This window comes from Pseudomonas sp. AE27, assembly GCF_037113495.1.
GTDB lineage: Bacteria > Pseudomonadota > Gammaproteobacteria > Pseudomonadales > Pseudomonadaceae > Aquipseudomonas > Aquipseudomonas palmensis.
On record NZ_CP146966.1, the window covers coordinates 298,797 to 321,832 of the forward strand.

Below are 23,036 nucleotides of genomic sequence, written 5' to 3' on the forward strand. Positions count from 1 at the left end.
GGCACAGCGCTTTGCAGTGCCCCGTTGTCTATTGCACAGATCAAGGCCCGCAAGGGCCATCAAGGAGAACTCCAGCCCTATGTTGCGCCGTACCCTGCCTGCCGTGATTGCACTGTTGTTCAGCTCGCCGCTGCTGGCCGGGCAACAGACGCTGTTCAACTTCGTTCGCCCGGCCGCGGTGGTCAATGTGGTGACCGAAGATGCCAGCCTGCCGCAGTACAACGCGGAGCAGACAGCCGAGGGCGAGGTACTGCGGCGCGTGGTGTTCAACCCCGTGGAGCGCCCGAGCCTGCGCCTTAGCCCGCAGACCGGGGTGTGGGACTGGACGGGCGCTACCGCGCTGACCTTGCGCATGCAGAGCGCCATGGACTGGGCGCTGAGCGTCGACGTGACGGTGCTCAGCAGCGACGGCAGTACCCTCACCAGCCGCATCGACCTGCCGGCCGGCCCGGCACAGACCGTGATGGTACCGCTGACCGCCAGCTCGCCGCTCACCCAGGGCATGCGTGTCGGCCCGCCGATGCCGTTCCGTCATCAGGGCCAGCGGGTGCTGCTGACCAGCAGCGAGGGCAAGGCCGACCTCAAGCAGGTGGTATCGGTCACGCTGTCGATGCCCAGGCCCAAGGTGGCGCAGAGCCTGCTGATCGAGCGCTTTGGCGTGCAGGACGACGACGTGCTGCAAAAGGCCGCCTATGCCGGCCTCATCGACGGTTATGGGCAGTCCACCCGTGGTCGCTGGCCCGAAAAGATCAGCAGTGACGACCAGCTCAAGGCGGCTGCCCAGCGCGAGCAGCAGCAGCTCAAGGGCTGGCTGGACGAGCGCAGCAAGCTCAAGCTGGACACGTTCGGCGGCCTGCTTGGCGCTGAGGCATTCGAGGCCAAGGGGTTCTTTCGCACCGAAAAGCGTGAGGGTCGCTGGTTTCTGGTCACGCCGCTGGGGCATCCGTTCTACTCGCTGGGGGTCAATGCCGTGGCGGCCGATGGCGGGCGCACCTACGTGGAAGGGCGCGAGTCGATGTTCACCGCCTTGCCCGAGGCGCAGACCCCGCTGGCGCAGTACTACGGACAGGGCGACAACCTGGACGGCAACGGTTCTTCCCAGGGGCGCGGTTTCGGCAAGGGGCGCTGGTTCGACTTCTACGCCGCCAACCTGGGCCGTGGCCACGCCACGCCGACGTTCGACCAGGCGCGCTGGCAGGGCCAGAGCTTGGATCGCCTGCAGGCCTGGGGTTTCAACACCCTGGGCAACTGGAGCGACAACGGCCTGCAGAGCCAACGCCTGGCCTACACCCTGCCGTTGTCCATCGGCGGCGACTACACCAGCATCAGCACGGGGGTGGACTGGTGGGGTGCGATGCCCGACCCGTTCGACCCGCGCTTTGCCATGGCCACGGAACGTGCTGTGGCGATTGCCGCGCGCGACCATCGCGACGATCCGTGGCTGATTGGCTATTTCGCCGACAACGAGCTGGCCTGGGCGGTGCCGGGTAATGAACCGAAGCAGCGTTATGCGCTGGCCTACGGCACCTTGCGCCTGACCACCGACTCGCCGGCCAAGCGTGCCTTTCTCAAGCAGCTGCGCGACAAGTACCGCAACCAGGAAGGCCTGTCCAAGGCGTGGGGCATCGAACTGACGGCGTGGGAACTGATGGAGGATCCGGGTTTCGAGCCGCCGCTGCCCGACCCCGCGCACCCGGAAATCGAGGCCGACTTCAAGTATTTCCAGCGGGTGTTTGCCGAGACCTACTTCAAGACCATCTCCGACTCGCTGAAATGGCATGCGCCCAATCACCTGCTGCTGGGTGGGCGGTTTGCGGTCAGTACGCCTGAAGCGGTGGCGGCGTGTGCCAAGTACTGTGATGTGGTGAGCTTCAATGTGTATGCACCCACGCCGCAGGATGGCTACGACTTTGCCCAGCTCAATGCGCTGGACAAGCCGGTGCTGGTGTCGGAGTTCCAGTATGGCTCGCGTGATCGTGGGCCGTTCGGGCCGGGGCCGATGGAAGTGGCGCGTGAGGAGGACCGTGGGCCGGCCTATGCGAACTTCGTCAAGGCGGCCTTGAAGGAGCCTTCGATTGTGGGGGTGCACTGGTTCCAGTACCTGGATCAGCCGGCCAGCGGGCGTTTGCTCGATGGCGAGAATGGGCATTTCGGCTTGGTGGGGATTACCGACGTGCCATTTCAGGGGTTTGTGGAGAGTGTGCGCAAGAGCAATCTTGGGGTGGTGGAGCAACTGAACAAGCCGCTGGTGATGCCGGCACGGTAGGCGCCTGAGAGCGCAAGGGGACCGCCTGGCTTTGCGGTGTTCCCAAAAACCTCCAGTGCTGGAACAATGCCAGCCATTTTGTGGCGCAGTACGGCGGGGTAATTACGGGTGCAGATTCAAGGTCATTACGAACTCCAGTTCGAGGCGGTACGCGAAGCCTTCGCAGCACTTTTCGATGATCCCCAGGAACGCGGCGCCGCACTGTGCATCCAGGTCGGTGGCGAAACGGTCCTCGACCTGTGGGCCGGCACCGCCGACAAGGACGGCCAGCAAGCCTGGCACAGCGATACCATCGCCAACCTGTTCTCCTGCACAAAAACCTTCACCGCCGTCACCGCCCTGCAACTGGTGGCCGAAGGCAAGCTGGCGCTGGATGCACCGGTCGCTCGCTACTGGCCAGAATTTGCCCAGGCCGGCAAGAGCTCGGTAACCCTGCGCCAACTGCTGTGCCACCAGGCCGGCCTGCCGGCGATCCGCCAGTTGCTGCCCGCCGAAGCCCTGTACGACTGGCAGACCATGGTCGACACCCTGGCCGCCGAAGCCCCCTGGTGGACCCCCGGCACCGCCCACGGCTACGCTGCGATCACCTACGGCTGGCTGCTGGGCGAGCTGATTCGCCGCGCCGACGGCCGCGGCCCGGGCGAGTCGATCGTGGCGCGCACCGCCAGGCCCCTGGGGCTGGATTTCCATGTGGGACTGGACGATGAAGAGTTCTACCGTGTCGCGCACATCGCCCGGGGCAAAGGCAACCCGGGTGACGAGGCAGCCAAGCGGCTGCTGCAGGTGACGATGCGTGAGCCCGAGGCGTTGTCCACCCGCGCCTTCACCAACCCGCCAGCCATCCTGACCAGTACCAACAAGCCTGAGTGGCGACGCATGCAGCAACCGGCGGCCAACGGCCACGGCAACGCACGCAGCCTGGCCGGGTTCTATGCCGGGCTGCTGGACGGCAGCCTGCTGGAATCGGAACTGCTCGACGAACTGACCCGCGAACACAGCCTGGGCCAGGACATGACCCTGCTGACCCAGACCCGCTTCGGCCTGGGCTGCATGCTTGATCAGCCACAGGTGCCCAACGCCACGTTCGGGCTGGGCGCCAAGGCTTTCGGACACCCAGGGGCCGGCGGCTCGGTCGGTTTTGCCGATCCGGAACACGACGTGGCCTTTGGCTTTGTCACCAATACCCTGGGCCCGTATGTCCTGATGGACCCGCGGGCACAGAAACTGGTTCGGGTGCTGGCCGGCTGCCTTTGATCGGGTAAGTCCCTGCAACCGGAACCCATTGTCTATTCTGGATTCCAACAGCCTGCGCTGTCGGGTCAAATTTCTTTCATTTTCATGGTGTATCGCTGATGTCTTCACATAAAACCTTAGCTCTCGCCCTGTGCCTGGCCGTGACCGGTTGCGCACAGCACCCTCAGAACGGCTCGGCCGATGGCGGCCATGGCTGGTGGCCCTTCGGCTCCGACAAGGTGGCCGAAAAGGACGTGAAGGATGTGGTCACCGAGAAGGTTGCCCAGGCTGATGCCAAGTCTGAAAGCAGTAGCCGCTGGTGGTGGCCGTTCGGAAACAGCGACAAGGCCCAGAGCCAGGCCCAGGCGGTACCCAAGATCGACGTCAAGGCCACCCAGGCCTGGCTCGACGACTACGAGCCCAAGCTGCGCGAAGCGATCAAGGACAGCAAGTTCGAGCTCGAGCGCCGCGAAGACGTGCTGGTGGTGACCGTACCGGTCGACTCTTCGTACAACCCTGACCGCCCCGCCATGCTGTTGCCGGCCACCCTCGGCCCGATCACGCGCGTGGCCAAGGTGATCGAGACCGACTCCAAGACCGCCGTGCTGGTACTCGGCCATGCCGACAGCAGCGGCGCAGCTGCTGCCAACCAGAAGCTGAGCCAGGAGCGCGCCCAGTCGGTATCGGCGATTTTCCGCCTCAGCGGCCTGCAGCGTGATCGCCTGATGCTGCGTGGCATGGGGTCGGTGGCGCCGCGCGCCGCCAACGACAGTGTGCAGGGCCGCGCCTTGAACCGCCGCGTCGAGCTGCTGTTGACGCCACAGAACACCATGCTGGCGCTGGTGGCCAAGTACCAGCAGCCGACCCCTAGCCCGGCCGAACTGGTTGCCGTGCAGGACGTCAAGGCGCCGGTCAAGGCCGCTGCCAAGCCCGCCACCAAACCAGCGGCGAAAGCCACTGCGAAAAAAGCCCCGGCCGCCAAGCCGGTGGCCAAGAAGAAGCCGGCTGCAGCCGCTGCCAAGCCGGCCGCCAAGAAAGCCGCCCCGGCCGCGAAGAAAGTCGTTGCCAGCAGCACCAGCCCTGCGAAGACCAACTGATCGTCAAGGAAACGCAGCATGACCCAGACCCTGGCCGATATGCGCCGCGACTACACTCGCGACGGCCTGACCGAAACCCAGGCGCCGGCAGAGCCGTTCGCGTTGTTTCACCAATGGTTCGAGGATGCCGTCAAGACCGAGCAGCCGCCCGTCGAAGCCAACGCCATGACGTTGGCAACGGTGGACGGCGAGGGGCGTCCGCATTGCCGTATCCTGCTGCTCAAGGGGCTGGATGAGCAGGGCTTCACTTTCTTCACCAACTACGAAAGTGCCAAGGGCCATCACCTGCGCGCCAACCCGTTCGCCGCCATGACCTTCTTCTGGCCCACCCTGGAACGCCAGGTGCGCATCGAAGGCAAGGTGGTGAAGGTCACGGCGCAGGAATCCGATGCGTATTACCAGGTACGCCCGCTGGGTAGCCGCCTGGGCGCCTGGGCATCGCCGCAGAGCCGGGTGATCGCCAACCGTGAAGAGCTGCAGGATCTGGTCAAGGCCACCGAGCAGCGTTTCAGCGATACCCAGCCGCACTGCCCCGAGCACTGGGGTGGCTACCGCCTGCTGCCGGAACGCATCGAGTTCTGGCAGGGCCGCCCGAGCCGCCTGCATGATCGTCTCAACTACCGGCTCAAACAGGGCCTGTGGCTGCGCGAGCGCCTGGCCCCTTAACCGGCGCGGTATTCGGCGGCCGCGCGTTCCAGCCAGGCCGCCAATTCCTTGCGTTTGACCTTTTGCGCCCTGGCGCTGTCCAGACGTTGTAGCATGAAGACGCGTTTGTGCTCGTCGTCCCCGGCAAGCGACAGGGCCAGGTCGCGGTCCATCCAGCGCTTGATGCGTACATACAGCCACCCGTGAAAATACAGACCCGCCAGGGTGGTTACGGCGATGATGAAGTAATCCATGTCTATCCTTGCCTGTTGAGTGTTGGGGTCATGGCGGGGATCAAGTGCCTGTACCGACGCTGAATGGAAGCAATTTTATACACCGTGTGTCGTGACAGTGGTCAACGCGCGGAGTCTAATGACTACCTGTCTTCTGGAGATGATCCTATGCGTAAATCAGTTTTGTTGGTGGCGTCGTTCACCACGATGTCGCTGCTGCTTGGCGGCTGTACCTCCAACCTGACCGGCGATTCCTATTCCCGCGATGAAGCCCGTCGCGTGCAGCAAGTGCGCATGGGTACCATCGAATCGCTGCGTCCGGTCAAGATCGAAGGCACCAAGACCCCGATCGGCGGCGGCGCCGGTGCCATCGTGGGTGGCGTGGCCGGCAGCGCGGTAGGCGGCGGTCGTGGCAGTATCGTCGCGGCAGTCATCGGTGCGGTAGCCGGCGGCCTGGCAGGTTCTGCAGCCGAGGAAGGCCTGACCCGCACCCAGGGTGTGGAAATCACCGTGCGTGAAGACGATGGCAGCATGCGCGCCTATGTCCAGCAGGTTCAGCAGAACGAAATCTTCCGGGTGGGCGAGCGCGTTCGCATCATGACCGTGGATGGCACCAGCCGGGTTTCTCACTGAACCTTGTCCTGCAGCCCTCTGGCTATGAGGGCGTGCAAACAAAACCCCGACTCGGCACCGCCGGTCGGGGTTTTTCATTGCCGGTTCGGCATCAACTGCCGACGGCCTTGCGGCTGGCCATGGCGGTTACCGCGTAGCCGATCACCGCTGCCAGGATGGAACCGGTGAGAATGCCCATGCGGTCCATGCCGGCGTACTCGCTGCTGCCCGGCACGAAGGCCAGCGAGCCGACGAACAGGCTCATGGTGAAGCCGATGCCGCACAGGATCGCCACCCCCAGCACCTGGCCCCAGTTGGCGCCACTGGGCAGGGCGGCCAGGCCCAGCTTGATCGCCAGCCAGGTCAGGCCGAACACCCCGACGGTCTTGCCCAGCAGCAGGCCGACCGCGATGCCCATCGGCACATGGTGGGTAAAGCTCTCGGCGGTGACGCCGGCCAGCGACACGCCGGCATTGGCGAAGGCGAACAGAGGCAGGATACCGAACGCCACCCAGGGGTGAAGGGCGTGCTCCAGCGCCAGCAGGGGCGACGGCTCGGCGTTGCGAGTGCGCAGCGGGATGGTCAGCGCCAGGGTGACACCGGCCAGCGTGGCATGCACGCCGCTCTTGAGTACGCACACCCACAGGATCAACCCGATCACCATGTACGGCCCCAGCTTGACCACCCCCATCCGGTTCATCGCCACCAGCGCTACCAGGCAGGCGGCGGCCAGCATCAGCGACAGGCTGGACAGGGCGCCGGAGTAGAACAGGGCGATGACGATGATCGCGCCCAGGTCGTCGATGATCGCCAGGGTCATCAGGAACAGCTTGAGCGACACCGGTACACGCTTGCCGAGCAGGGCCAGCACGCCGAGGGCGAAGGCGATATCGGTGGCGGTGGGGATCGCCCAGCCGGCCACGGCGGCGGGGTTGTCCTTGTTGAGGAAGTAGTAGATCAGTGCCGGTACCACCATGCCGCCGATGGCGGCTGCGCCGGGCAGCACGATCTGCGAGGGCCTGGACAGGTGGCCGTCGATGATCTCGCGCTTGACCTCCAGGCCGATGAGCAGGAAGAACAGTGCCATCAGGCCGTCGTTGATCCACAGCAGCAGGGGCTTGGCGATTTGCAGCGCGCCCACCTGGGCCACCACGGGCACCTCGAGCAGGCCGTTGTAGAGGTAGGAGAGGGGGGAGTTGTTGATGATCAGCGCAAGGGCAGCCGCGGCAATCAGCAGCAGGCCGCTGGCTGATTCGAGCTGGAAGAAACGCGTGAATGTGCTGCGTAGAGGCAAGGGTGCTCCTCCATCCTGAAATTCGAAGAGGAACACCCTACCCTGTGGGGATATGCTTTAGAACAAAAACTATATTCTTTTTTGTTATATGCTATTGCGGCTTTTCCGCCAGCAAGGCCAACCCCTGCAGGGGCCGATCTTGCCGGCGAAACGGCCCGCAAGCCCTACCTCACGCTTCCAGGCCCAGCCCCAGCATGCTGCGCGCAACCGCCTCGGCCACGCGAATTCCGTCCACGCCCGCCGACAGAATCCCGCCTGCATACCCAGCCCCCTCACCGGCGGGGAACAGTCCCTTCAGGTTCAGGCTCTGCAGGCTGGCATCACGGGTGATGCGCAGCGGCGAGGAGGTACGCGTCTCGATGCCGGTCAACACCGCATCGGGCAGGTTGTAACCCTTGATCTGCCGGTCGAACGCCGGCAGTGCCTCACGGATCGCCTCGATGGCAAAGGCCGGCAGGCTCAGCGCCAGGTCGCCCAGGCTCACGCCCGGCTTGTACGAGGGTTCCACGCTGCCCAGGGCGGTGGATGGCTTGCCGGCGACAAAGTCGCCCACCAGTTGCGCCGGTGCCTGGTAGTTGCTGCCACCCAGCTCATAGGCCAGGCTCTCCAGGCGTTCCTGCAGTTCGATGCCGGCCAGCGGGCCGCCCGGGTAGTCCTGCTCGGGGGTGATGCCGACCACGATGCCAGAGTTGGCATTGCGCTCGTTGCGCGAGTACTGGCTCATGCCGTTGGTCACCACGCGGCCCGGTTCGCTGGTGGCAGCTACCACCGTGCCGCCCGGGCACATGCAGAAGCTGTACACCGAACGTCCGTTCTTGGCGTGGTACACCAGCTTGTAGTCGGCCGCGCCGAGTTTCGGGTGTCCGGCATACTTGCCCAGGCGGGCCTTGTCGATCAGGGTCTGCGGGTGCTCGATGCGAAAGCCGATGGAGAACGGCTTGGCTTCCATGAACACGCCCCGCGCATGCAGCATGCGGAAGGTGTCGCGGGCGCTGTGCCCCAGGGCCAGGATCACGTGGCGCGAATGCAGCTGTTCGCCACTTTCGAGTACCACGCCGGTCAGTTGCTCGCCCTCGCTGATCAGGTCGGTGACCTTCTGCTCGAAACGCACCTCGCCGCCCATGGCTTCGATCTGCTGGCGCATGTTCTCGACCATGCCGGTCAGGCGGAAGGTACCGATGTGCGGCTTGTTGACGTACAGGATCTCGTCCGGCGCACCGGCCTTGACGAACTCGTGCAGCACCTTGCGGCCGTGATGCTTCGGGTCCTTGATCTGGCTGTACAGCTTGCCGTCGGAGAAGGTGCCGGCACCGCCTTCGCCAAACTGCACGTTGGACTCGGGGTTGAGCACGCTCTTGCGCCACAGGCCCCAGGTGTCCTTGGTGCGTTGGCGCACCTCCTTGCCGCGTTCGAGGATGATCGGCTTGAAGCCCATCTGTGCCAGCAGCAGGCCGGCGAAGATCCCGCACGGGCCGAAGCCGACCACGATCGGGCGTTCGGCAAGCTCGGCCGGCGCCTGGCCGACCGGCTTGTAGCTGACGTCCGGGGCTGGGGTGATGTTGTGATCGTCGGCGAACTTCTGCAGCAGCTCAGCTTCGTTGCTGGCTGTCAGGTCGATGGTGTAGATGAACAGCAGTTCGGTGTTCTTCTTGCGCGCATCGTAGCTGCGCTTGAACAGCGTGAAGTCCAGCAGCTGGTCGTCGCTGATCCCCAGGCGCTGCACGATGGCTTCGCGCAGGGCTTCGTCCGGGTGATCCAGCGGCAACTTCAGTTCAGTGATTCGTAGCATGACAGGGTCCAGTATCCCGGCCATCAAAGGGCCGGCGGCTTTGCACAAACCGCCAAGTATAAGCTGTTCGCAGGCGCTTAAGGCAGCTTAAACGCGTGCGGCCGGTCAGTCGTTGCGCGAGCCGCCGTAGTAGCCGCAGCCACGCAGGGTCTGGCCGTCGATGCGCAATTCGGCGCTCAGGTGGCTGACCGCGCCGGTGGCGATGTCCACGCAGCGCTGCGGGGCGACCCACAGGTCGATGCGCTGGCCGTTGGCTTCGGTGCTCAGTGACAGGCGCCCGTCGGGCATCTGTTCTTCCAGGTACGGCACCGCCAACGAGGGCTGGCCTGGGCGGTCGAGCACCATGCCCTGGCCGCTGGCCTTGATGTTCCAGTCTGGCTCATGGCCGCTGGCGCGCAGGATCAGGCGCTTGAAGTTCGGGTCGCTGCAGGCGCTGGAGGAGTGCTCGACGCGGTACAGCTGTTGCACGTCGAGCTGGCCATCGTTGCCGGCCTGCTGGCTGCCGGCCAGCTTGCCGCGCACGTCGGCGAACAGGGTGCCGGGGGTTGCCGCCAGTGCCGAAGCTTCCTGCAGCAGGCCGGTGTTGCCGGTGTCGCGGACCACGAAGCGGCGGCTCTCCTCGCACGGCTTGAACAGCAACTGGCCGCCAGCGGCGGACAGCTCGCCCTGCAGGCGAGTCATGCCGACGGTGGACACCGTCTCGGGTTTGTCTGCCAGCATCTGGCAACCGGCGAACAGGGGCAGCAGGGCGGCTAACAGCAGCGAAGGGGCGGCACGCATCGGGGGGCTCCAGCATCGGGTCCAGAAAAGTGCCGTCACGTTACGCAGCCTGGGGCGCAATCACAAGGCCCTAGCCCACGTGATAGGTCTGCCCGGTCTGCAGCCCCTCCACGCTCTTGGCGTAGGCCAGCGCCACGTCGGCCGCCGGTACCGGCTTGAAGCCGCGAAAGTAGGGGGCATAGTCGGGCATGGCCTCGAGCAGCACGGTCGGACTGATGGCGTTGACCCGCAGCCCGCGTGGCAGCTCGATGGCGGCGGCGCGCACGAAGGCGTCGATGGCACCGTTGACCAGGCTGGCCGAGGTGCCGGTACGGATCGGGTCGTGGCTGGTGACGCCGGTGGTGAAGGTGAACGAGCCGCCGTCATTGATGAACTCGCGACCGATCAGCAGCAGGTTGACCTGGCCCATCAGCTTGTCGTTCAGGCCCAGGGCAAACCCCTGTTCGTCCAGTTCGTCCAGGGGCGCGAACACCACGTTGCCGGCGGCGCACACCAGGGCATCGAAGCGCCCGGTCTGCTCGAACAGGCGGCGAATCGAGGCACTGTCGCTGATATCGGCCTGCAGGTCGCCGCTGTTGCGACCGACCCGGATCACCTCGTGGCGCTGTTCCAGTTCACGGGCCACGGCCGAACCGATGGTACCGCCGGCGCCGATCAGAATGATTTTCATGGGGCTGTTCCTCGTGTGTGGGGTGAGGTTTCAGTCTAGGGTGGATTTTTGCGTGAATAAGCCTGCTAATAGGCAACCTTTGGTTTTCATGCGGAAACAATCCATGAGCGAGCTGGACGATCTGGCGGCCTTTGCGGTGTTGATGGATGCGGGCAGTTTTACCCTGGCTGCGGAGCAGCTGGGCTGGAGCAAGGGGCAGTTGTCCAAGCGCATCAGCCAGCTGGAGAGCAGCCATTCGGTCAAGCTGCTGCACCGCACCACGCGGCGCCTGAGCCTGACTGCCGCGGGCGCAGCGCTGCTGCCCCAGGCCCAGGCGCTGGTGCGCCAGGTGACCCAGGCGCGCCAGGCGCTGTCGCGGCTCAAGGATGACCTGTCGGGCCCGGTGCGGGTGACGGTGCCGGTGTCGCTGGGTGAAACCTTCTTCGAAGGCCTGCTGCTGGAGCTGGGCAACCAGTACCCGCAGTTGCAGATCGAACTGGAACTGGACAATGCCTACCGCGACCTGCTGCGCGACGGCTTCGACCTGGCCATCCGACAGATCCCGGGCAATGACGAGCGCCTGGTGGCGCGGCCGCTGCTGGCCATGCAGGAGCTGACCTGCGCCAGCCCGGCGTACCTGGAGCGCCACGGCACGCCGACCACGCCGCAGGCGCTGGCCGAGCATCGCTGCCTGCTCAACAGTCATTACAGCGGACGCGAGGAATGGCTGTACCACCAGCAGCATGAATTGCTGCGGGTGCAGGTGGCGGGGAATTTTGCCAGCAATCACTACAGCCTGTTGAAGAAGGCGGTGCTGGTGGGGGCGGGGGTGGCGCGGCTGCCGTCCTACATGTTGCATGCCGAGCTGGCGGACGGGCGCTTGTGCTGGTTGCTGCGCGATTACCAGACACGCAGTACGCCGTTGTTCCTGGTGCACCCGTATCAGGGCGGGATGCCCAAACGCGTGCAGGTGGTGGCCGATTACCTGGTGCGCTGGTTCAAGCGTGGCAGCCAGGCGCTGGGTGCGTTGCCGGTACCGGCCCCTTCACCGACAACGCCGGCTCCTGCACTGTAGGAGCCGGCGTTGCCGGCGAAGGGGCCGTCTGGTTCAGCCCCCCAGGTACGCGTCGCGTACTTTCGGGTCGGTCAGCAGCGCTTCACCGGTGCCCTGCATCACCACCCGGCCGTTCTCCAGCACATAGGCACGGTCGGCGATCTTCAGGGCCTGGTTGGCGTTCTGCTCCACCAGGAACACCGTTACACCATCCTTGCGCAGCTGTTCGATGATGTCGAAGATCTGCTGGATGATGATCGGCGCCAGCCCCAGTGACGGTTCGTCGAGCAGCAACAGCTTGGGCTTGCTCATCAGCGCACGGCCGATGGCGAGCATCTGCTGCTCGCCCCCGGACATGGTGCCGCCACGCTGGCTGAAGCGCTCCTTGAGCCGCGGGAACAGGTGCAGCACCTTGTCCATCTGCTCTTGGTAGTCGCCCTTGTCGGTGAAGAACCCGCCCATGGCCAGGTTCTCCTCCACGGTCAGGCGTGCGAACACGCGCCGACCCTCGGGCACCACGGCAATGCTCTTGCGCATGATCTGCGCCGAACTTTGCCCCACCAGCTCCTCGCCCATGTAGCGGATGCTGCCGCTGTGGGCCTGGGGCGACCCGCACAGGGTCATCAGCAGGGTCGACTTGCCCGCGCCGTTGGCGCCGATCAGGGTGACGATCTCGCCCTGGCGAATCTCCACGTTGACGCTGTGCAGCGCCTGGATCTTGCCGTAGAAGGTGGAAACGTTTTCGAACTGCAGCATTTACGCTTCCCCCAGGTAGGCTTTGATCACTTCGGGGTTGTCCCGGATCTGTTGCGGGGTGCCATCGGCCAGCGGCGTGCCCTGGTTGATCACCACGATATGGTCGGAAATGCTCATGACCAGCTTCATGTCGTGCTCGATCAGCAGCACGGTCACCCCGTGTTCCTCACGCAAGGTGCCGATCAGCGCCTTGAGGTCTTCGGTCTCTTTCGGGTTCAGGCCTGCCGCCGGCTCGTCGAGCATGAGGATCCGCGGGCGGGTCATCATGCAGCGGGCGATTTCCAGCCGGCGTTGCTGACCATAGGCCAGGGTGCCGGCGTTACGGTTGGCGAACTCGACCAGGTCGACCTTTTCCAGCCAGTACTGCGCGTACTCCATCGCCTCGTGCTCGCTGCGACGAAAGCCCGGGGTCTTGAACAGGCCGGCGAAGAAGTTGGTGTTCAGGTGACGGTGCTGGGCGATCAGCAGGTTTTCCAGTGCGGTCATTTCCTTGAACAGGCGCACGTTCTGGAAGGTACGCACCACGCCCTTGCGGGCGATCTCGTGGCCGGCCAGGCCCTGGATGGGCTGGCCGTCGAGCAGGATGCTGCCACCACTGGGCTTGTAGAAGCCGGTCAGGCAGTTGAACACGGTGGTCTTGCCGGCGCCGTTGGGGCCGATCAGTGCCACCACTTGTTTTTCCTTGACGGACAGGGCCACGCCGTTGACCGCCAACAGGCCGCCGAAGCGCATGCTCAGGCCGCTCACTTGCAGAATTTCGCGGCTCATCGACGCAGCTCCATGTGTGGACGTTGCATAGGCAGCAGGCCCTGCGGACGCCAGATCATCATCAATACCATCAGGGCACCGAACATCAGCATCCGGTATTCACTGAAGTCGCGCATCAGTTCGGGCAGCAGGATCATCACGATGGCCGCGAGGATCACGCCCAGCTGAGAGCCCATGCCGCCGAGCACGACAATGGCGAGGATGATCGCCGACTCGATGAAGGTGAACGACTCCGGCGTCACCAGGCCCTGGCGCGCGGCGAAGAAGCTGCCGGCAAAACCGGCGAAGCAGGCACCGAGGGTGAAGGCCGAGAGCTTGATGATGGTCGGGTTCAGGCCCAGCGCACGGCAGGCGATCTCGTCTTCGCGCAGCGCTTCCCAGGCGCGCCCGATCGGCATGCGCAGCAGGCGGTTGATCACGAACAGCGCGAGCAGGGCCAGCAGCAGTGCCACCAGGTACAGGAAGATCACCTTGTTGATCGAGTTGTATTCCACCCCGAAGAACTCGTGGAAGGTCTGCATGCCTTCAGCCGCCCTGCGCTCGAAGCTCAGGCCGAAGAACGACGGCTTGGGAATGTTGCTGATGCCGTTCGGGCCGCCGGTGAGGTCGGTCAGGTTACGCAGGAACAGCCGGATGATCTCGCCGAAACCCAGGGTCACGATGGCCAGGTAGTCACCGCGCAGGCGCAGCACCGGGAAGCCCAGCAGGAAGCCGAACGTGGCCGCCATCATCCCCGCGATGGGCAGGCACACCCAGAAGCTCAGGCCGAAGTAGTGCGACAGCAGCGCATAGCTGTAGGCGCCCACGGCGTAGAAGCCCACGTAGCCCAGGTCGAGCAGGCCCGCCAGGCCGACCACGATGTTCAGGCCAAGGCCCAGCATCACGTAGATCAGGATGAGCGTGGCGATGTCGACCGCACCGCGCGAACCGAAGAACGGCCACACCAGGGCAACCGCGATCAGGCCCAGGATGATGTAGCGCTGGGTACGCGGCAGGGTCAGGAAGTTGCTGACCTTGGGCGATATCAGTGCACCCCGGGGGGCGGACCGCATCATCGCGCTCCATTGCTTGTCGAACAGCACGCGCAGGAACATCAGCACCGAGCACACCACAATCACGCTCAGGGCCAGGGGCCCCTGGCCATGCACCTGCAGGCTGATACCGACGATGCTGAGTTTCAGGCCAAGTACCGGGAATGCCACGGCCCAGACCAGCAAGGCGCTGAAAAACGCCGATTTGAGATTTCTGCTCATACTTTCTCGACCTCCGGACGGCCCAGGATGCCGGTCGGACGGAACAACAACACCAGAACCAGAAGACCGAATGCCACCACGTCCTTGTACTGGTCACCGAAGATATCGGCGCCAAAGGCCTCGGCCACGCCCAGCACCAGCCCGCCGAGCATGGCGCCCGGAATGCTGCCGATGCCGCCCAGTACCGCCGCGGTAAAGGCCTTCAGGCCTACCAGGAAGCCGGCGTTGGGGTTGATCACGCCGTACTGCATGCTCAGCAGTACCGCTGCCACGGCCGCCAGGGCCGCACCGATCACGAAGGTCAGGGCGATGATGTTGTTGGTGTTGATACCCAGCAGGTTGGCCATCTTGATGTCTTCGGCACAGGCGCGACAGGCGCGGCCCAGGCGTGAACGCGAGATGAACAGGGTCAGCCCGGTCATGGCCACCAGGGTGACGACGAAGACCAGGATCTGCATGTAGGAAATCAGGACTTCCTCGGCGCCGCCCGGCCCGAAGGAGATGCTCCCCGGAATCAGGTTGGGGATCGACTTGTCCTTGGAATCCTGGGCAAGCAAGACAGTGTTCTGCAGGAAAATCGACATGCCGATGGCAGAGATCAGCGGGATCAGCCGGTTGCTGTTGCGCAAGGGGCGGTAGGCGACCCGTTCGATGCTGTAGCCATAGGCGCTGGTGACCACGATGGTCGCGATGAACGCGGCGGTCATCAGTATCGGCAGTGAGTCGATGCCCATCATGGCCAGCCCGGCAAGGGCGATGAAGGCCACGTAGGAACCGATCATGTACACCTCGCCGTGGGCGAAGTTGATCATTCCAATGATGCCGTAAACCATTGTGTAGCCAATGGCTATCAAGGCATAGGTGCTGCCAATGGTCAGGCCATTAACCAGCTGTTGGAAGAAGTGATAGATCTCAGGCATTACAGCGCTCCTAAAAACCCGATACGCATTTCACTGGTGGGCTTGCGCCCGTCCCGGCTTGTGGTCTGAGGCCACTTCGCACGGGCACTGCCAGCGAACCGCTGGTGACGGTTTTAAGATTTTCAGGTGAACCTGCTCCCGGATCGCGGGAATCAGGCCCATGAACCTCGTAAAACAAAGCCCACTGCTCGCACAGTGGGCTTGTAGTCATGGAGTGACGGGATTACTGAGGGGAAACTTCGGTTTTAGGTTTGCCGAAATGCCATTCGTAGACGACGAACTTGAAGTCCTTCAGGTCGCCGTTCTTGTCATAGGACAAGTCGCCGGTAGGGGTCTTGAAGGTGCCGGTGTGCAGGGCCTGTGCGACCTTGTCGGTGTCTTCGCTCTTGGCCGCCTTGATGCCTTCGGCGATCAGCTCCACCGCCGAGTAGGCCGGGAACACGAACGGACCGCTCGGGTCCTTGCCGTCAGCCTTGATGGCGTCGACGATGGCCTTGTTCGCAGGGTCGGCGTCGAACGACTTGGGCAGGGTTACCAGCAGGCCTTCGGAAGCGCCCTGGGCGATCTGCGAGATCGAGTCGTTGCCCACGCCCTCTGGGCCCATGAACTTGGCCTTCAGGCCTTTTTCCTGAGCCTGGCGCAGGATCAGGCCCAGCTCTGGGTGGTAGCCGCCGTAGTACACGAAGTCGACGTTGGCTTGCTTGAGCTTCTGGATGATCGAGGAGAAGTCCTTGTCGCCGGCGTTCAGGCCTTCGAACACGGCAACCTTGGTGCCTTTGCCTTCCAGGGTCTGCTTGACCGCGGTGGCGATGCCTTCACCGTACTGCTGCTTGTCGTGCAGTACCGCAACCACCTTGGGCTTGACGTGGTCGGCGATGTAGTTGCCGGCGGCCGGGCCCTGGGCGCTGTCCAGGCCGATGGTACGGAAGATCAGCTTGTAGCCGCGGGAGGTGATTTCCGGGCTGGTGGCAGCCGGGGTGATCATGATCACGCCTTCATCTTCATAGATGTCGGACGCTGGTTGAGTGGAGCTGGAGCACAGGTGGCCGACCACGAACTTGACGCCATCGTTGACCACTTTGTTGGCGACTGCCACGGCCTGTTTAGGGTCGCAGGCGTCGTCGTATTCCTTGGCTTCGAGCATCTTGCCGTCAACGCCGCCCTTGGCGTTGATGTCCTTGATGGCCTGTTTTGCACCGATGAACTGCATGTCACCGTATTGAGTAACCGGACCGGTCTTCGGGCCGGCGATGCCGATCTTGATGGTATCGGCGGCAACTGCATGGCTGGCAACCCCGGCCAGAACCATTGCGGCGAACAGCTTGGAAATCTGCTTACTCATAGTGCTCCACTCATTCTGTTGTAATTTTTATAGTCCTGGTGCCCAGGGCTACGGACCGGGATACCGTGACGGCCACGCCGTCCCGCCTTTCCCGTGTTCCCCCGCAAAATGCCCTGGCAACTGTACCGGTACAGTGTAGAGCGCCGCTTGATCGATTGAAAAGCGGGCTTTTCGGGGCAAAATCCGGGGGTGTCGCCTAATCGACAGAAAGTTACATAAAGGCGCCGCCAATTTGCCAGCATGCTGCGGCGGGGCGTGATCTTCATGGCCTTGTCGATCAATTACTTATTTGAAACTGGGTTTTTCTGCAAAAATAGCGACCTTTCAGTGGTCGAATTATTTCTGGTAGGAACCCATGACAGATCAACCAAGCACCCTCTATGCCAAATTGCTCGGCGAGACTGCAATCATCGAGTGGAAAGCGCTGGAGCGTTTTTGGGCCAAGGGTGACCTGATTTGGGTCGACCCGTCGCTGGACCTGATCGAGGTGGCGTCGGCAATGGCCGAAAACCGCAGTGAAACCGTGGAAAAATGGCGAAATGATGGCACGGTCGTGCCGGTGACTGCCGAGCAGGCGCTAGACCTTTCGCACACGATTGCGTCGATCTGGGCAGTGGTGGTTTCGCCGTTTATCGTGATTCAGAAAAAGTCCGCGCCCTGATCTGGTGCGCAAAAACGAACAGCCGGAAGATTTTGGTGCGCGAGGGCGTTCAGGCGGGGTGGTTGTTGGTAACAGTGGGGCAGGGGTTCAAAAAACGCGGTAACAGTTCTTGCCTCATCGCGGGTCAAGCCCGCTCCCACAGGTTGGTGGAGACCTTGTGGGAGCGGGCTTGACCCGCGATGGCCGCAAAGCCGCCGCGCAGATTACTCGTAGTCTGTCTTGCCCGTATGGCTGTTGAGCGAAATCACCCGCGTCTTGCCGATGCGGTGACGGTAGATCTCGCGCAGGTACTTCACCGCCTTCTTCACGCACTCGCGTGACAGGCGGATATCGTTGATCGACACGAACTTGCTCTTGTCGTTGATCAGCTCGCGGTACTTCTTCTCGTACATCGGCTTGATCGCGTACCAGTTGGTATCGAGGATCTTGGCCGGGTTCTCGAACTCGTTGAGCAGGTCGTCGATACGGTCCTCGTCGAATTCCTCACGGGTGATGAAGTCGAGGATGGCGTTGTCCAGCGTGTCGTCGAAACGGTACGGGGTGCGCGCGAAACAGCGCTTGATGAACGCCACGATCAGGGTCAGGAAGTCGTCCGACAGGCACGGGCTCTTGGCGATCAGGGTGGTCAGCGACAGGTTGGCCGAGGCGCCGATCACCAGCGCGTAGCGCTTGAGCGTGGTGTTGGGGAACAGGCTGTTGAGGTGGGTCTTGAGCCGGTTCAGGTCCATGTACGAGAGCTTGTAGTCCTTGGGCAGGGACACGATCGACACCACCGACGAGCAGTTCTTGAAGAAGTGCAGGTCATGCAGCGCCGCGGCGTCGTAGCCGGAGGTCTTGTACTGCTCCAGGGCCGCGCGATAGCGCTTGGACTCGATCGGCAGCAGGCTGATGCCCTCGATCGCCTGGGTCACCTTGTTGAAGTGCGGCAGGTCGATGGAGCGGAAGAACAGGTCGTCGATGTTGAGCTGCGGCTTCTCTTTCTCGAACACCTTGAACTTGTCGTTGCCTGGTGTCGGCTGCTCGGGCACTACCGATTCGGCGTAGGCGATGGCCACCGGGCCGGCCAGGCTCATGAACAGGTCGTTGGCATCCAGGCGGATGGTCTCGCCGATGTCGATGCCGGCGCGCCGGAAGTAGTTCTGGTCGTAGTCGGTGGTCACCGCCTGGGCGGTGAGGATGTTGAAGATCTGCTGCGAGATGTACTGGTTGGCGTGCTTCTCCATGGCATTGACGTCAATGTCCTGGATGTTGCCGTCATCGTTCTCCTCGGCATAGCGCATGATGTCGTTGGAGATCAGCATCATCGCGTTCCACGGACGGATACGCCCCATCACGCTGGCTTCGCTGCTGTCCTCGTTGTCGAAGTTGTACGAGAAGTCCCATTCCTCCGACAGGTACTTGCACAGCAGGCGGCCGGCGTTGATGTGCAGTGCCTCGGACATCTCGCTGCGGTGGTCGGAGATGTTCGGCAGCACGCAGATGCCGCTGGTGAAGATCGGCTCGAAGACGAAGGAGTGCCCGCTCTTGGTGTCGTTCTCGTCGGCCGGCTTGGTGTCGAACGTCTTGTTCATGTACGAGAACTGCTGGGCCAGGCCGAACTCCGATGCCATGCCCGAGCCGGTACCGCCACCGGCGCTGAAGATGTAGAAGTACAGGCGCGACTGGTTGGCCTTGATGCCGCACGAGTCGATCAGGTACGAGTGGATCAGCTTCCAGTCGGCACTGGAGAAGCGCTGGGTTTCCTTGTTGAGGATGATCTTGGCCAGGTACTGGCCCAGGATCGGCGCGTTGCCGGCGCCGCCCGCATGCACCTCGGACAGGTCCATGATCTTCATCTTGCTGTAATCGCGCAGAAAGCCGCTCTTCTCGCCCTTGCGCGAAAAACGGATGCGCCCGGCGATGTCCTTGTCCAGGTCGCCCAGCATCACCAGCGGTTCCACCAGGAACACCGGCTTGGCGCCCTTGTTCTGCACCAGGCGCAGGTTGTTGCGGATCCAGCGGCCCGGGCTGTAGGGCTGCTCGCCGGCGTGGCGGTCTTCGTTGTTGAATTCGTTGAGGTAGAAGGTGCGGGCGTTGTACACCAGCTCCGCCACATCCAGGGCAATGTTCGAACCGCAACGACCCAGGCCGATCAGGCACACCGAAGGGAACTGCTGGTCCAGGCGCAACTGGGTGTCATCTTCGACATGCACACTGGGCGGGAACACCAGGTCGCGCAGGCCGTCGAGGTTGTCCAGGATGCGCTGGATATCGGTCTCGGTGTAATACAGGTACTGCTGCGGCGTAGCCGCGCGCGGGCTGTAGTATTCTCGAGGCGCCGGGGCGGTGAGCGCGGTGGAGGATGACATCAGCTCGGAAACCGCGGTGGCAGAAGTATTCTTTGAGGTCATTTTGCGCCATTTGCCTGGGTGGACGGCTGGTAAAAGTCGATATCATCGAGCCATCACGGGATAAGTTTCGCGACTGTATCAGTGCGCCTTTGGCGTGAGCGATAGGGTCCTGCCCTATAACCCTCTAAGGGTTTTCCTGTCACGTCTGAGAACTGAATCGTCCGCATCGCCAACTTCTTTAATTTGCCAGGAGCTGTCATGAGCATTGCACTACCTTCGCTGGGGTTCGCCGGTATCGGTCTGATGGGATTGCCCATGTGTCGGCGCCTGCTGGCGGCCGGTTTTCCGTTGACCGTATGGAACCGTTCATCGGACAAGTGCGCACCACTGGTGGCCGCCGGGGCGAGCCAGGCGAACAGCCCGGCAGAGCTCTGCGCGGCGGCGGACGTGGTGATGCTGTGCCTGGCCGACACCCAGGTGGTGCACGAGGTGGTATTCGGTGACGACGGTATCGCCGCAGGCGGCGCGGCCGGGCAGCTGCTGGTGGATTTTTCCAGCCTGGAGCCCGGCGCCACGCGGCAAATGGCCGCACAGCTGAGGCAGGCCTGCGGCATGCACTGGCTGGATGCACCGGTGTCGGGCGGCACCCCGGGCGCCGAGGCCGGCAGCCTGGCGATCATGGTCGGCGGCGAGGCGGCCGATCTTGAGCGGGTGCGCCCGGTGCTCCAGGTGCTGGGGCAGAGGGTCACGCACATGGGCGCGGTGGGGGCAGGGCAGGTGACCAAGGCCTGCAACCAGATGATCGTGGCCTGCAACGCACTGGTGATTGCCGAGGTGGTGGCCCTGGCCGAACAGTCAGGGGTGGATGCCAGCCTGATCGCCGAAGCCCTGGCGGGCGGTTTCGCCGATTCCAGGCCGTTGCAGATCCTGGCCCCGCAAATGGCCGAGCAGCGTTACGAGCCGGTTAAGTGGCACGTGCGCACCTTGCTCAAGGACCTGGATACGGCGGTCAAGTTTTCCCGCGAGCAGGGCTCGGCCACCCCGATCAGCGGCCTGGCGGCGCAGCTGATGCGCTTGCACGGCAGCCAGGGTTACCTGGAAAAGGATCCCGCAACCCTGGTCGAGCTGTTTCGCCGCAAGCCATAGGCAGGTCGCTGCACTGGTTGAGGCTGCCGAGCACCGCGTGCAGCTCGCCCATCGGTACCGGGCGGCTGAACAGGTAGCCCTGCAGAAAGTCGCAGCCCTGCTGGCGCAGGAACTGGTACTGCTCGACGGTTTCCACTCCCTCGGTCACCACCTTCAGGTGCAGGGTGTGGGCCATGATGATGATGGCCTGCACGATGTCCATGTCCTGCTCGGAGTGGGGGATGTCCTGGATGAACGAGCGGTCGATCTTCAGCGTGTCCAGCGGCAGGCGCTTGAGGTAGGCCAGCGATGAGTAGCCGGTGCCGAAGTCGTCGATCGAGAGCGAAACGCCCTTGGCCCGGATACGCTTGAGCAGGGCGATGGTGTTGTGGATGTTGCCCATCAGCGCGTTTTCGGTCACCTCCATTTCCAGGCGCCAGGCCGGCAGCCCCGCGCTGAACAGCGCATCCTCCACTTCGCTGACGAGTTCTTCGCGGCCCAGGGTCAGCGCCGAGCAGTTGACGGTGACCTTGAGTTGGTCGAAGCCATGGCGGCTCAACTGCGCCAGGTCCTGGCAGGCGCGGCGCAACACCCACAGGTCGAGCTCGCCGATCAGGCCGTTGGCTTCGGCAATGCCGATGAAGCGGTCGGGGCTGAGCAGGCCGTGCTGCGGGTGCTGCCAGCGGATCAGCGCTTCGAGCTTGGCCACCTGGCCGCTGGCCAGGTCGAAGATCGGCTGGTAGTGGATGCGCAGCCCGCGCTCTTCGAGCAGGGCCACGCGCAGCTCCTCCTCCAGTTGCAGCTCCAGGGTGGCGCGGGTTTTCAGGTTGCTGCTGAAGAAGTTCAGGTTGTTGCGCCCGCAGCCCTTGGACTGGTACAGGGCCAGGTCCGCGTGCTTGAGCAGCTCGTCGCAGCTTTCGCCGTCGTCGGGGAACACGCTGATGCCGATGCTGGTGGTCATCACCATGCGCCGGCCGCTCAGGTCGATCGGTTCCTTGACCTTGTGCATGATGCGCTGCGCCAGGTGGCGGGCCTCGTCGCGGTTGTGCAGGCCGATCAGAATGCAGAACTCGTCGCCGCCGAAGCGGGCCACCACGTCGTGGGTGCGGGTGGCGCTCTTGATCTGCGCGGCGATCACCTGCAGCAACTGGTCCCCCGCGTCATGGCCCAGGCTGTCGTTGATGCGCTTGAAGTGGTCGATGTCCAGGAACATCACCGCCAGCATGCCGCCGCTGGCCGCCTGTTCGGCCAGGCGCTCGGCGAACAGCTGGTTGAAACCGCGACGGTTGACCAGGTTGGTCAGTGCATCGTAGTGCGCCGCCTGTTGCAGCGAGACCCGTGCCTGGTCCAGCTGGCTGAGCAGCATGTTGACCCGGCGCAGGTCGTGCTCCTTGCTCTGCAGCTTCTTGTCCGACAGGGCGGCGCTGATGCAACTGGCGCTGATCAGCAGGGCGACGAAGGCGATGGCCAGGCTCAGGTGCAGGCTGTTGTCGGTGATCGGCAACTGCAGCGGCGCGTCCACGGGCAGTACCAGGGTCAAGGCCCACATGCCGGTGAAATGGGTAGCAATGATGCCGGTGGCCATCACCAGGCTGGCGACGTACCTGGGCCAGTTGCTGTGGGCCGGGCGGTAGCGGGTCAGCAGCAACGCCAGCAGGCTGACGCCGAAGGCGACCACCACCGAACTTGCCAGCAGGTCGGCGCGGTAGAACTGCGAGGCGTTGGAGCGCATGGCTGCCATGCCGGTGTAATGCATGGCGCCGATGCCCAGGCCGATGGCGATGGCCGCCAGCACATGCTGGTGCAGGCGCGGCTGGGGTGTGCCGAGCAGGTTCATCGCACTCCAGGCGGCGAGCAGCATCAGCAGCAGCGATACGGCCGTCAGGGCCAGGTCGTAGTGCACCTCGAGGGGGGCCTGGAAGGCGAGCATGCCGATGAAGTGCATGCCCCACACGCTGCAGGCCAGGCAGAAGGTGCCGAGCAGGCGCCATTGACGTTGGGCGGCGCTGTGCTCGGCATTGCCCACGCGTTCGATGATGTCGAAGGTGGCGAAACTACCCGCGCAGGCGACCAGGTAGGCAAGTGCCACCAGGTAAGGGTTGTGCCGGCAATCGAGGAGCAATTGTCCGGTTGCGGGAAGTTCGGCGAGTACATGCAGCCCCTGCCACTCCATAGCATGCCTCTTGGTCCGGTGTGCACGCGGCCTCCAGCGGAGTGGAGACGGTTTTG

20 protein-coding genes are annotated in these 23,036 nt (G+C 63.7%); 8 read left to right on the plus strand and 12 right to left on the minus strand.

Annotation, left to right across the window (positions count from 1 at the left end; all coding sequences use genetic code 11):
• Positions 1-79 precede the first annotated feature (79 nt).
• The 4 genes from V9K84_RS01370 (at position 80) to pdxH (ending at position 5,262) form a co-directional block, all read left to right on the plus strand.
• The gene (locus V9K84_RS01370) at positions 80-2,266 is read left to right on the plus strand and encodes a beta-galactosidase (protein WP_088513948.1); all 2,187 of its coding nucleotides are present in this window, start codon (positions 80-82) and stop codon (positions 2,264-2,266) included.
• A 108-nt stretch (positions 2,267-2,374) separates the two neighbouring features.
• Positions 2,375-3,520 (plus strand): serine hydrolase domain-containing protein, encoded by a 1,146-nt coding sequence (locus V9K84_RS01375; protein WP_054914730.1) that lies wholly within the window; start codon positions 2,375-2,377, stop codon positions 3,518-3,520.
• A gap of 98 nt (positions 3,521-3,618) precedes the next feature.
• Positions 3,619-4,596 (plus strand): OmpA family protein, encoded by a 978-nt coding sequence (locus tag V9K84_RS01380; protein WP_054914729.1) that lies wholly within the window; start codon positions 3,619-3,621, stop codon positions 4,594-4,596.
• 18 nt (positions 4,597-4,614) lie between these two features.
• Complete coding sequence (pdxH, locus tag V9K84_RS01385) at positions 4,615-5,262, plus strand: pyridoxamine 5'-phosphate oxidase (protein WP_043862620.1); 648 nt, start codon at positions 4,615-4,617, stop codon at positions 5,260-5,262.
• Here the strand turns inward: pdxH and V9K84_RS01390 are convergent.
• Positions 5,259-5,495 (minus strand): hypothetical protein, encoded by a 237-nt coding sequence (locus V9K84_RS01390; protein ID WP_043862619.1) that lies wholly within the window; start codon positions 5,493-5,495, stop codon positions 5,259-5,261. The genes pdxH and V9K84_RS01390 overlap by 4 nt on opposite strands.
• Before the next feature lie 147 nt (positions 5,496-5,642).
• Here V9K84_RS01390 and V9K84_RS01395 point away from each other — a divergent pair, with 147 nt between their 5' ends.
• Positions 5,643-6,107: a glycine zipper 2TM domain-containing protein gene (locus V9K84_RS01395; RefSeq protein WP_043862618.1), complete on the plus strand. Its 465-nt coding sequence runs from the start codon at positions 5,643-5,645 to the stop codon at positions 6,105-6,107.
• Between the two features lie 91 nt (positions 6,108-6,198).
• On the opposite strand, the gene nhaA is transcribed toward V9K84_RS01395, so the two are convergent.
• From nhaA to V9K84_RS01415, 4 genes are all read right to left on the minus strand, one after another.
• Positions 6,199-7,380 carry a Na+/H+ antiporter NhaA gene (gene nhaA, locus V9K84_RS01400; protein ID WP_088513947.1) on the minus strand — a complete coding sequence of 394 codons (1,182 nt, stop codon included), beginning with the start codon at positions 7,378-7,380 and terminating at the stop codon, positions 6,199-6,201.
• 169 nt (positions 7,381-7,549) lie between these two features.
• Positions 7,550-9,169, minus strand: coding sequence for an NAD(P)/FAD-dependent oxidoreductase (locus V9K84_RS01405; RefSeq protein WP_088513946.1), 1,620 nt, complete (start codon positions 9,167-9,169; stop codon positions 7,550-7,552).
• A gap of 105 nt (positions 9,170-9,274) precedes the next feature.
• The gene (locus V9K84_RS01410) at positions 9,275-9,949 is read right to left on the minus strand and encodes a membrane protein (protein WP_043862615.1); all 675 of its coding nucleotides are present in this window, start codon (positions 9,947-9,949) and stop codon (positions 9,275-9,277) included.
• 70 nt (positions 9,950-10,019) lie between these two features.
• Positions 10,020-10,619 (minus strand): short chain dehydrogenase, encoded by a 600-nt coding sequence (locus V9K84_RS01415; RefSeq protein ID WP_043862614.1) that lies wholly within the window; start codon positions 10,617-10,619, stop codon positions 10,020-10,022.
• A gap of 103 nt (positions 10,620-10,722) precedes the next feature.
• On the opposite strand from V9K84_RS01415, the gene V9K84_RS01420 reads away from it, so the two are divergent.
• A complete protein-coding gene (locus V9K84_RS01420) occupies positions 10,723-11,673 on the plus strand; it encodes a LysR family transcriptional regulator (RefSeq protein WP_043862613.1) in 951 nt (316 codons plus the stop codon).
• A 33-nt stretch (positions 11,674-11,706) separates the two neighbouring features.
• On the opposite strand, the gene V9K84_RS01425 is transcribed toward V9K84_RS01420, so the two are convergent.
• The 5 genes from V9K84_RS01425 to V9K84_RS01445 all read right to left on the minus strand — a co-directional run bounded on the left by V9K84_RS01425 (position 11,707) and on the right by V9K84_RS01445 (position 16,691).
• Positions 11,707-12,408, minus strand: a complete 702-nt coding sequence (locus V9K84_RS01425) for an ABC transporter ATP-binding protein (RefSeq protein ID WP_043862612.1) — start codon at positions 12,406-12,408, stop codon at positions 11,707-11,709.
• Positions 12,409-13,176 carry a high-affinity branched-chain amino acid ABC transporter ATP-binding protein LivG gene (gene livG, locus V9K84_RS01430; RefSeq protein ID WP_054914726.1) on the minus strand — a complete coding sequence of 256 codons (768 nt, stop codon included), beginning with the start codon at positions 13,174-13,176 and terminating at the stop codon, positions 12,409-12,411.
• Entirely contained in the window at positions 13,173-14,429 is a 1,257-nt protein-coding gene (locus V9K84_RS01435) for a high-affinity branched-chain amino acid ABC transporter permease LivM (RefSeq protein WP_043862610.1), read from the minus strand. The genes livG and V9K84_RS01435 overlap by 4 nt, the downstream gene beginning before the upstream one ends.
• A complete protein-coding gene (gene livH, locus V9K84_RS01440) occupies positions 14,426-15,349 on the minus strand; it encodes a high-affinity branched-chain amino acid ABC transporter permease LivH (RefSeq protein ID WP_043862609.1) in 924 nt (307 codons plus the stop codon). The genes V9K84_RS01435 and livH overlap by 4 nt, the downstream gene beginning before the upstream one ends.
• A gap of 223 nt (positions 15,350-15,572) precedes the next feature.
• Positions 15,573-16,691 carry a branched-chain amino acid ABC transporter substrate-binding protein gene (locus V9K84_RS01445; RefSeq protein WP_043862608.1) on the minus strand — a complete coding sequence of 373 codons (1,119 nt, stop codon included), beginning with the start codon at positions 16,689-16,691 and terminating at the stop codon, positions 15,573-15,575.
• Between the two features lie 355 nt (positions 16,692-17,046).
• Between V9K84_RS01445 and V9K84_RS01450 the strand changes: the two genes are divergently transcribed.
• On the plus strand, positions 17,047-17,352 hold the full coding sequence (locus tag V9K84_RS01450; RefSeq protein WP_088513945.1) for a DUF2288 domain-containing protein: 306 nt from the start codon (positions 17,047-17,049) through the stop codon (positions 17,350-17,352).
• A 203-nt stretch (positions 17,353-17,555) separates the two neighbouring features.
• Here V9K84_RS01450 and V9K84_RS01455 read toward each other — a convergent pair whose 3' ends face one another.
• Complete coding sequence (locus V9K84_RS01455; protein ID WP_054914724.1) at positions 17,556-19,742, minus strand: hypothetical protein; 2,187 nt, start codon at positions 19,740-19,742, stop codon at positions 17,556-17,558.
• Positions 19,743-19,940: 198 nt separating this feature from the next.
• Here V9K84_RS01455 and V9K84_RS01460 point away from each other — a divergent pair, with 198 nt between their 5' ends.
• A complete protein-coding gene (locus V9K84_RS01460) occupies positions 19,941-20,828 on the plus strand; it encodes an NAD(P)-dependent oxidoreductase (RefSeq protein WP_043862605.1) in 888 nt (295 codons plus the stop codon).
• Here the strand turns inward: V9K84_RS01460 and V9K84_RS01465 are convergent.
• The gene (locus V9K84_RS01465; protein WP_088513944.1) at positions 20,728-22,980 is read right to left on the minus strand and encodes an EAL domain-containing protein; all 2,253 of its coding nucleotides are present in this window, start codon (positions 22,978-22,980) and stop codon (positions 20,728-20,730) included. The two genes, V9K84_RS01460 and V9K84_RS01465, sit on opposite strands and share 101 nt — an antisense overlap.
• Positions 22,981-23,036: the final 56 nt, after the last annotated feature.

Excerpts from the sequence above, each read along its gene's own strand:
- V9K84_RS01370 (WP_088513948.1), top strand. The coding sequence starts at position 80 with ATGTTGCGCCGTACCCTGCCTGCCGTGATTGCACTGTTGTTCAGCTCG.
- V9K84_RS01380 (WP_054914729.1), top strand. The coding sequence starts at position 3,619 with ATGTCTTCACATAAAACCTTAGCTCTCGCCCTGTGCCTGGCCGTGACC.
- pdxH (WP_043862620.1), top strand. The coding sequence starts at position 4,615 with ATGACCCAGACCCTGGCCGATATGCGCCGCGACTACACTCGCGACGGC.
- V9K84_RS01390 (WP_043862619.1), bottom strand. The coding sequence starts at position 5,495 with ATGGATTACTTCATCATCGCCGTAACCACCCTGGCGGGTCTGTATTTT.
- V9K84_RS01395 (WP_043862618.1), top strand. The coding sequence starts at position 5,643 with ATGCGTAAATCAGTTTTGTTGGTGGCGTCGTTCACCACGATGTCGCTG.
- V9K84_RS01405 (WP_088513946.1), bottom strand. The coding sequence starts at position 9,169 with ATGCTACGAATCACTGAACTGAAGTTGCCGCTGGATCACCCGGACGAA.
- V9K84_RS01410 (WP_043862615.1), bottom strand. The coding sequence starts at position 9,949 with ATGCGTGCCGCCCCTTCGCTGCTGTTAGCCGCCCTGCTGCCCCTGTTC.
- V9K84_RS01415 (WP_043862614.1), bottom strand. The coding sequence starts at position 10,619 with ATGAAAATCATTCTGATCGGCGCCGGCGGTACCATCGGTTCGGCCGTG.
- V9K84_RS01420 (WP_043862613.1), top strand. The coding sequence starts at position 10,723 with ATGAGCGAGCTGGACGATCTGGCGGCCTTTGCGGTGTTGATGGATGCG.
- V9K84_RS01425 (WP_043862612.1), bottom strand. The coding sequence starts at position 12,408 with ATGCTGCAGTTCGAAAACGTTTCCACCTTCTACGGCAAGATCCAGGCG.
- livG (WP_054914726.1), bottom strand. The coding sequence starts at position 13,176 with ATGAGCCGCGAAATTCTGCAAGTGAGCGGCCTGAGCATGCGCTTCGGC.
- V9K84_RS01435 (WP_043862610.1), bottom strand. The coding sequence starts at position 14,429 with ATGAGCAGAAATCTCAAATCGGCGTTTTTCAGCGCCTTGCTGGTCTGG.
- livH (WP_043862609.1), bottom strand. The coding sequence starts at position 15,349 with ATGCCTGAGATCTATCACTTCTTCCAACAGCTGGTTAATGGCCTGACC.
- V9K84_RS01445 (WP_043862608.1), bottom strand. The coding sequence starts at position 16,691 with ATGAGTAAGCAGATTTCCAAGCTGTTCGCCGCAATGGTTCTGGCCGGG.
- V9K84_RS01450 (WP_088513945.1), top strand. The coding sequence starts at position 17,047 with ATGACAGATCAACCAAGCACCCTCTATGCCAAATTGCTCGGCGAGACT.
- V9K84_RS01455 (WP_054914724.1), bottom strand. The coding sequence starts at position 19,742 with ATGACCTCAAAGAATACTTCTGCCACCGCGGTTTCCGAGCTGATGTCA.
- V9K84_RS01460 (WP_043862605.1), top strand. The coding sequence starts at position 19,941 with ATGAGCATTGCACTACCTTCGCTGGGGTTCGCCGGTATCGGTCTGATG.
- V9K84_RS01465 (WP_088513944.1), bottom strand. The coding sequence starts at position 22,980 with ATGGAGTGGCAGGGGCTGCATGTACTCGCCGAACTTCCCGCAACCGGA.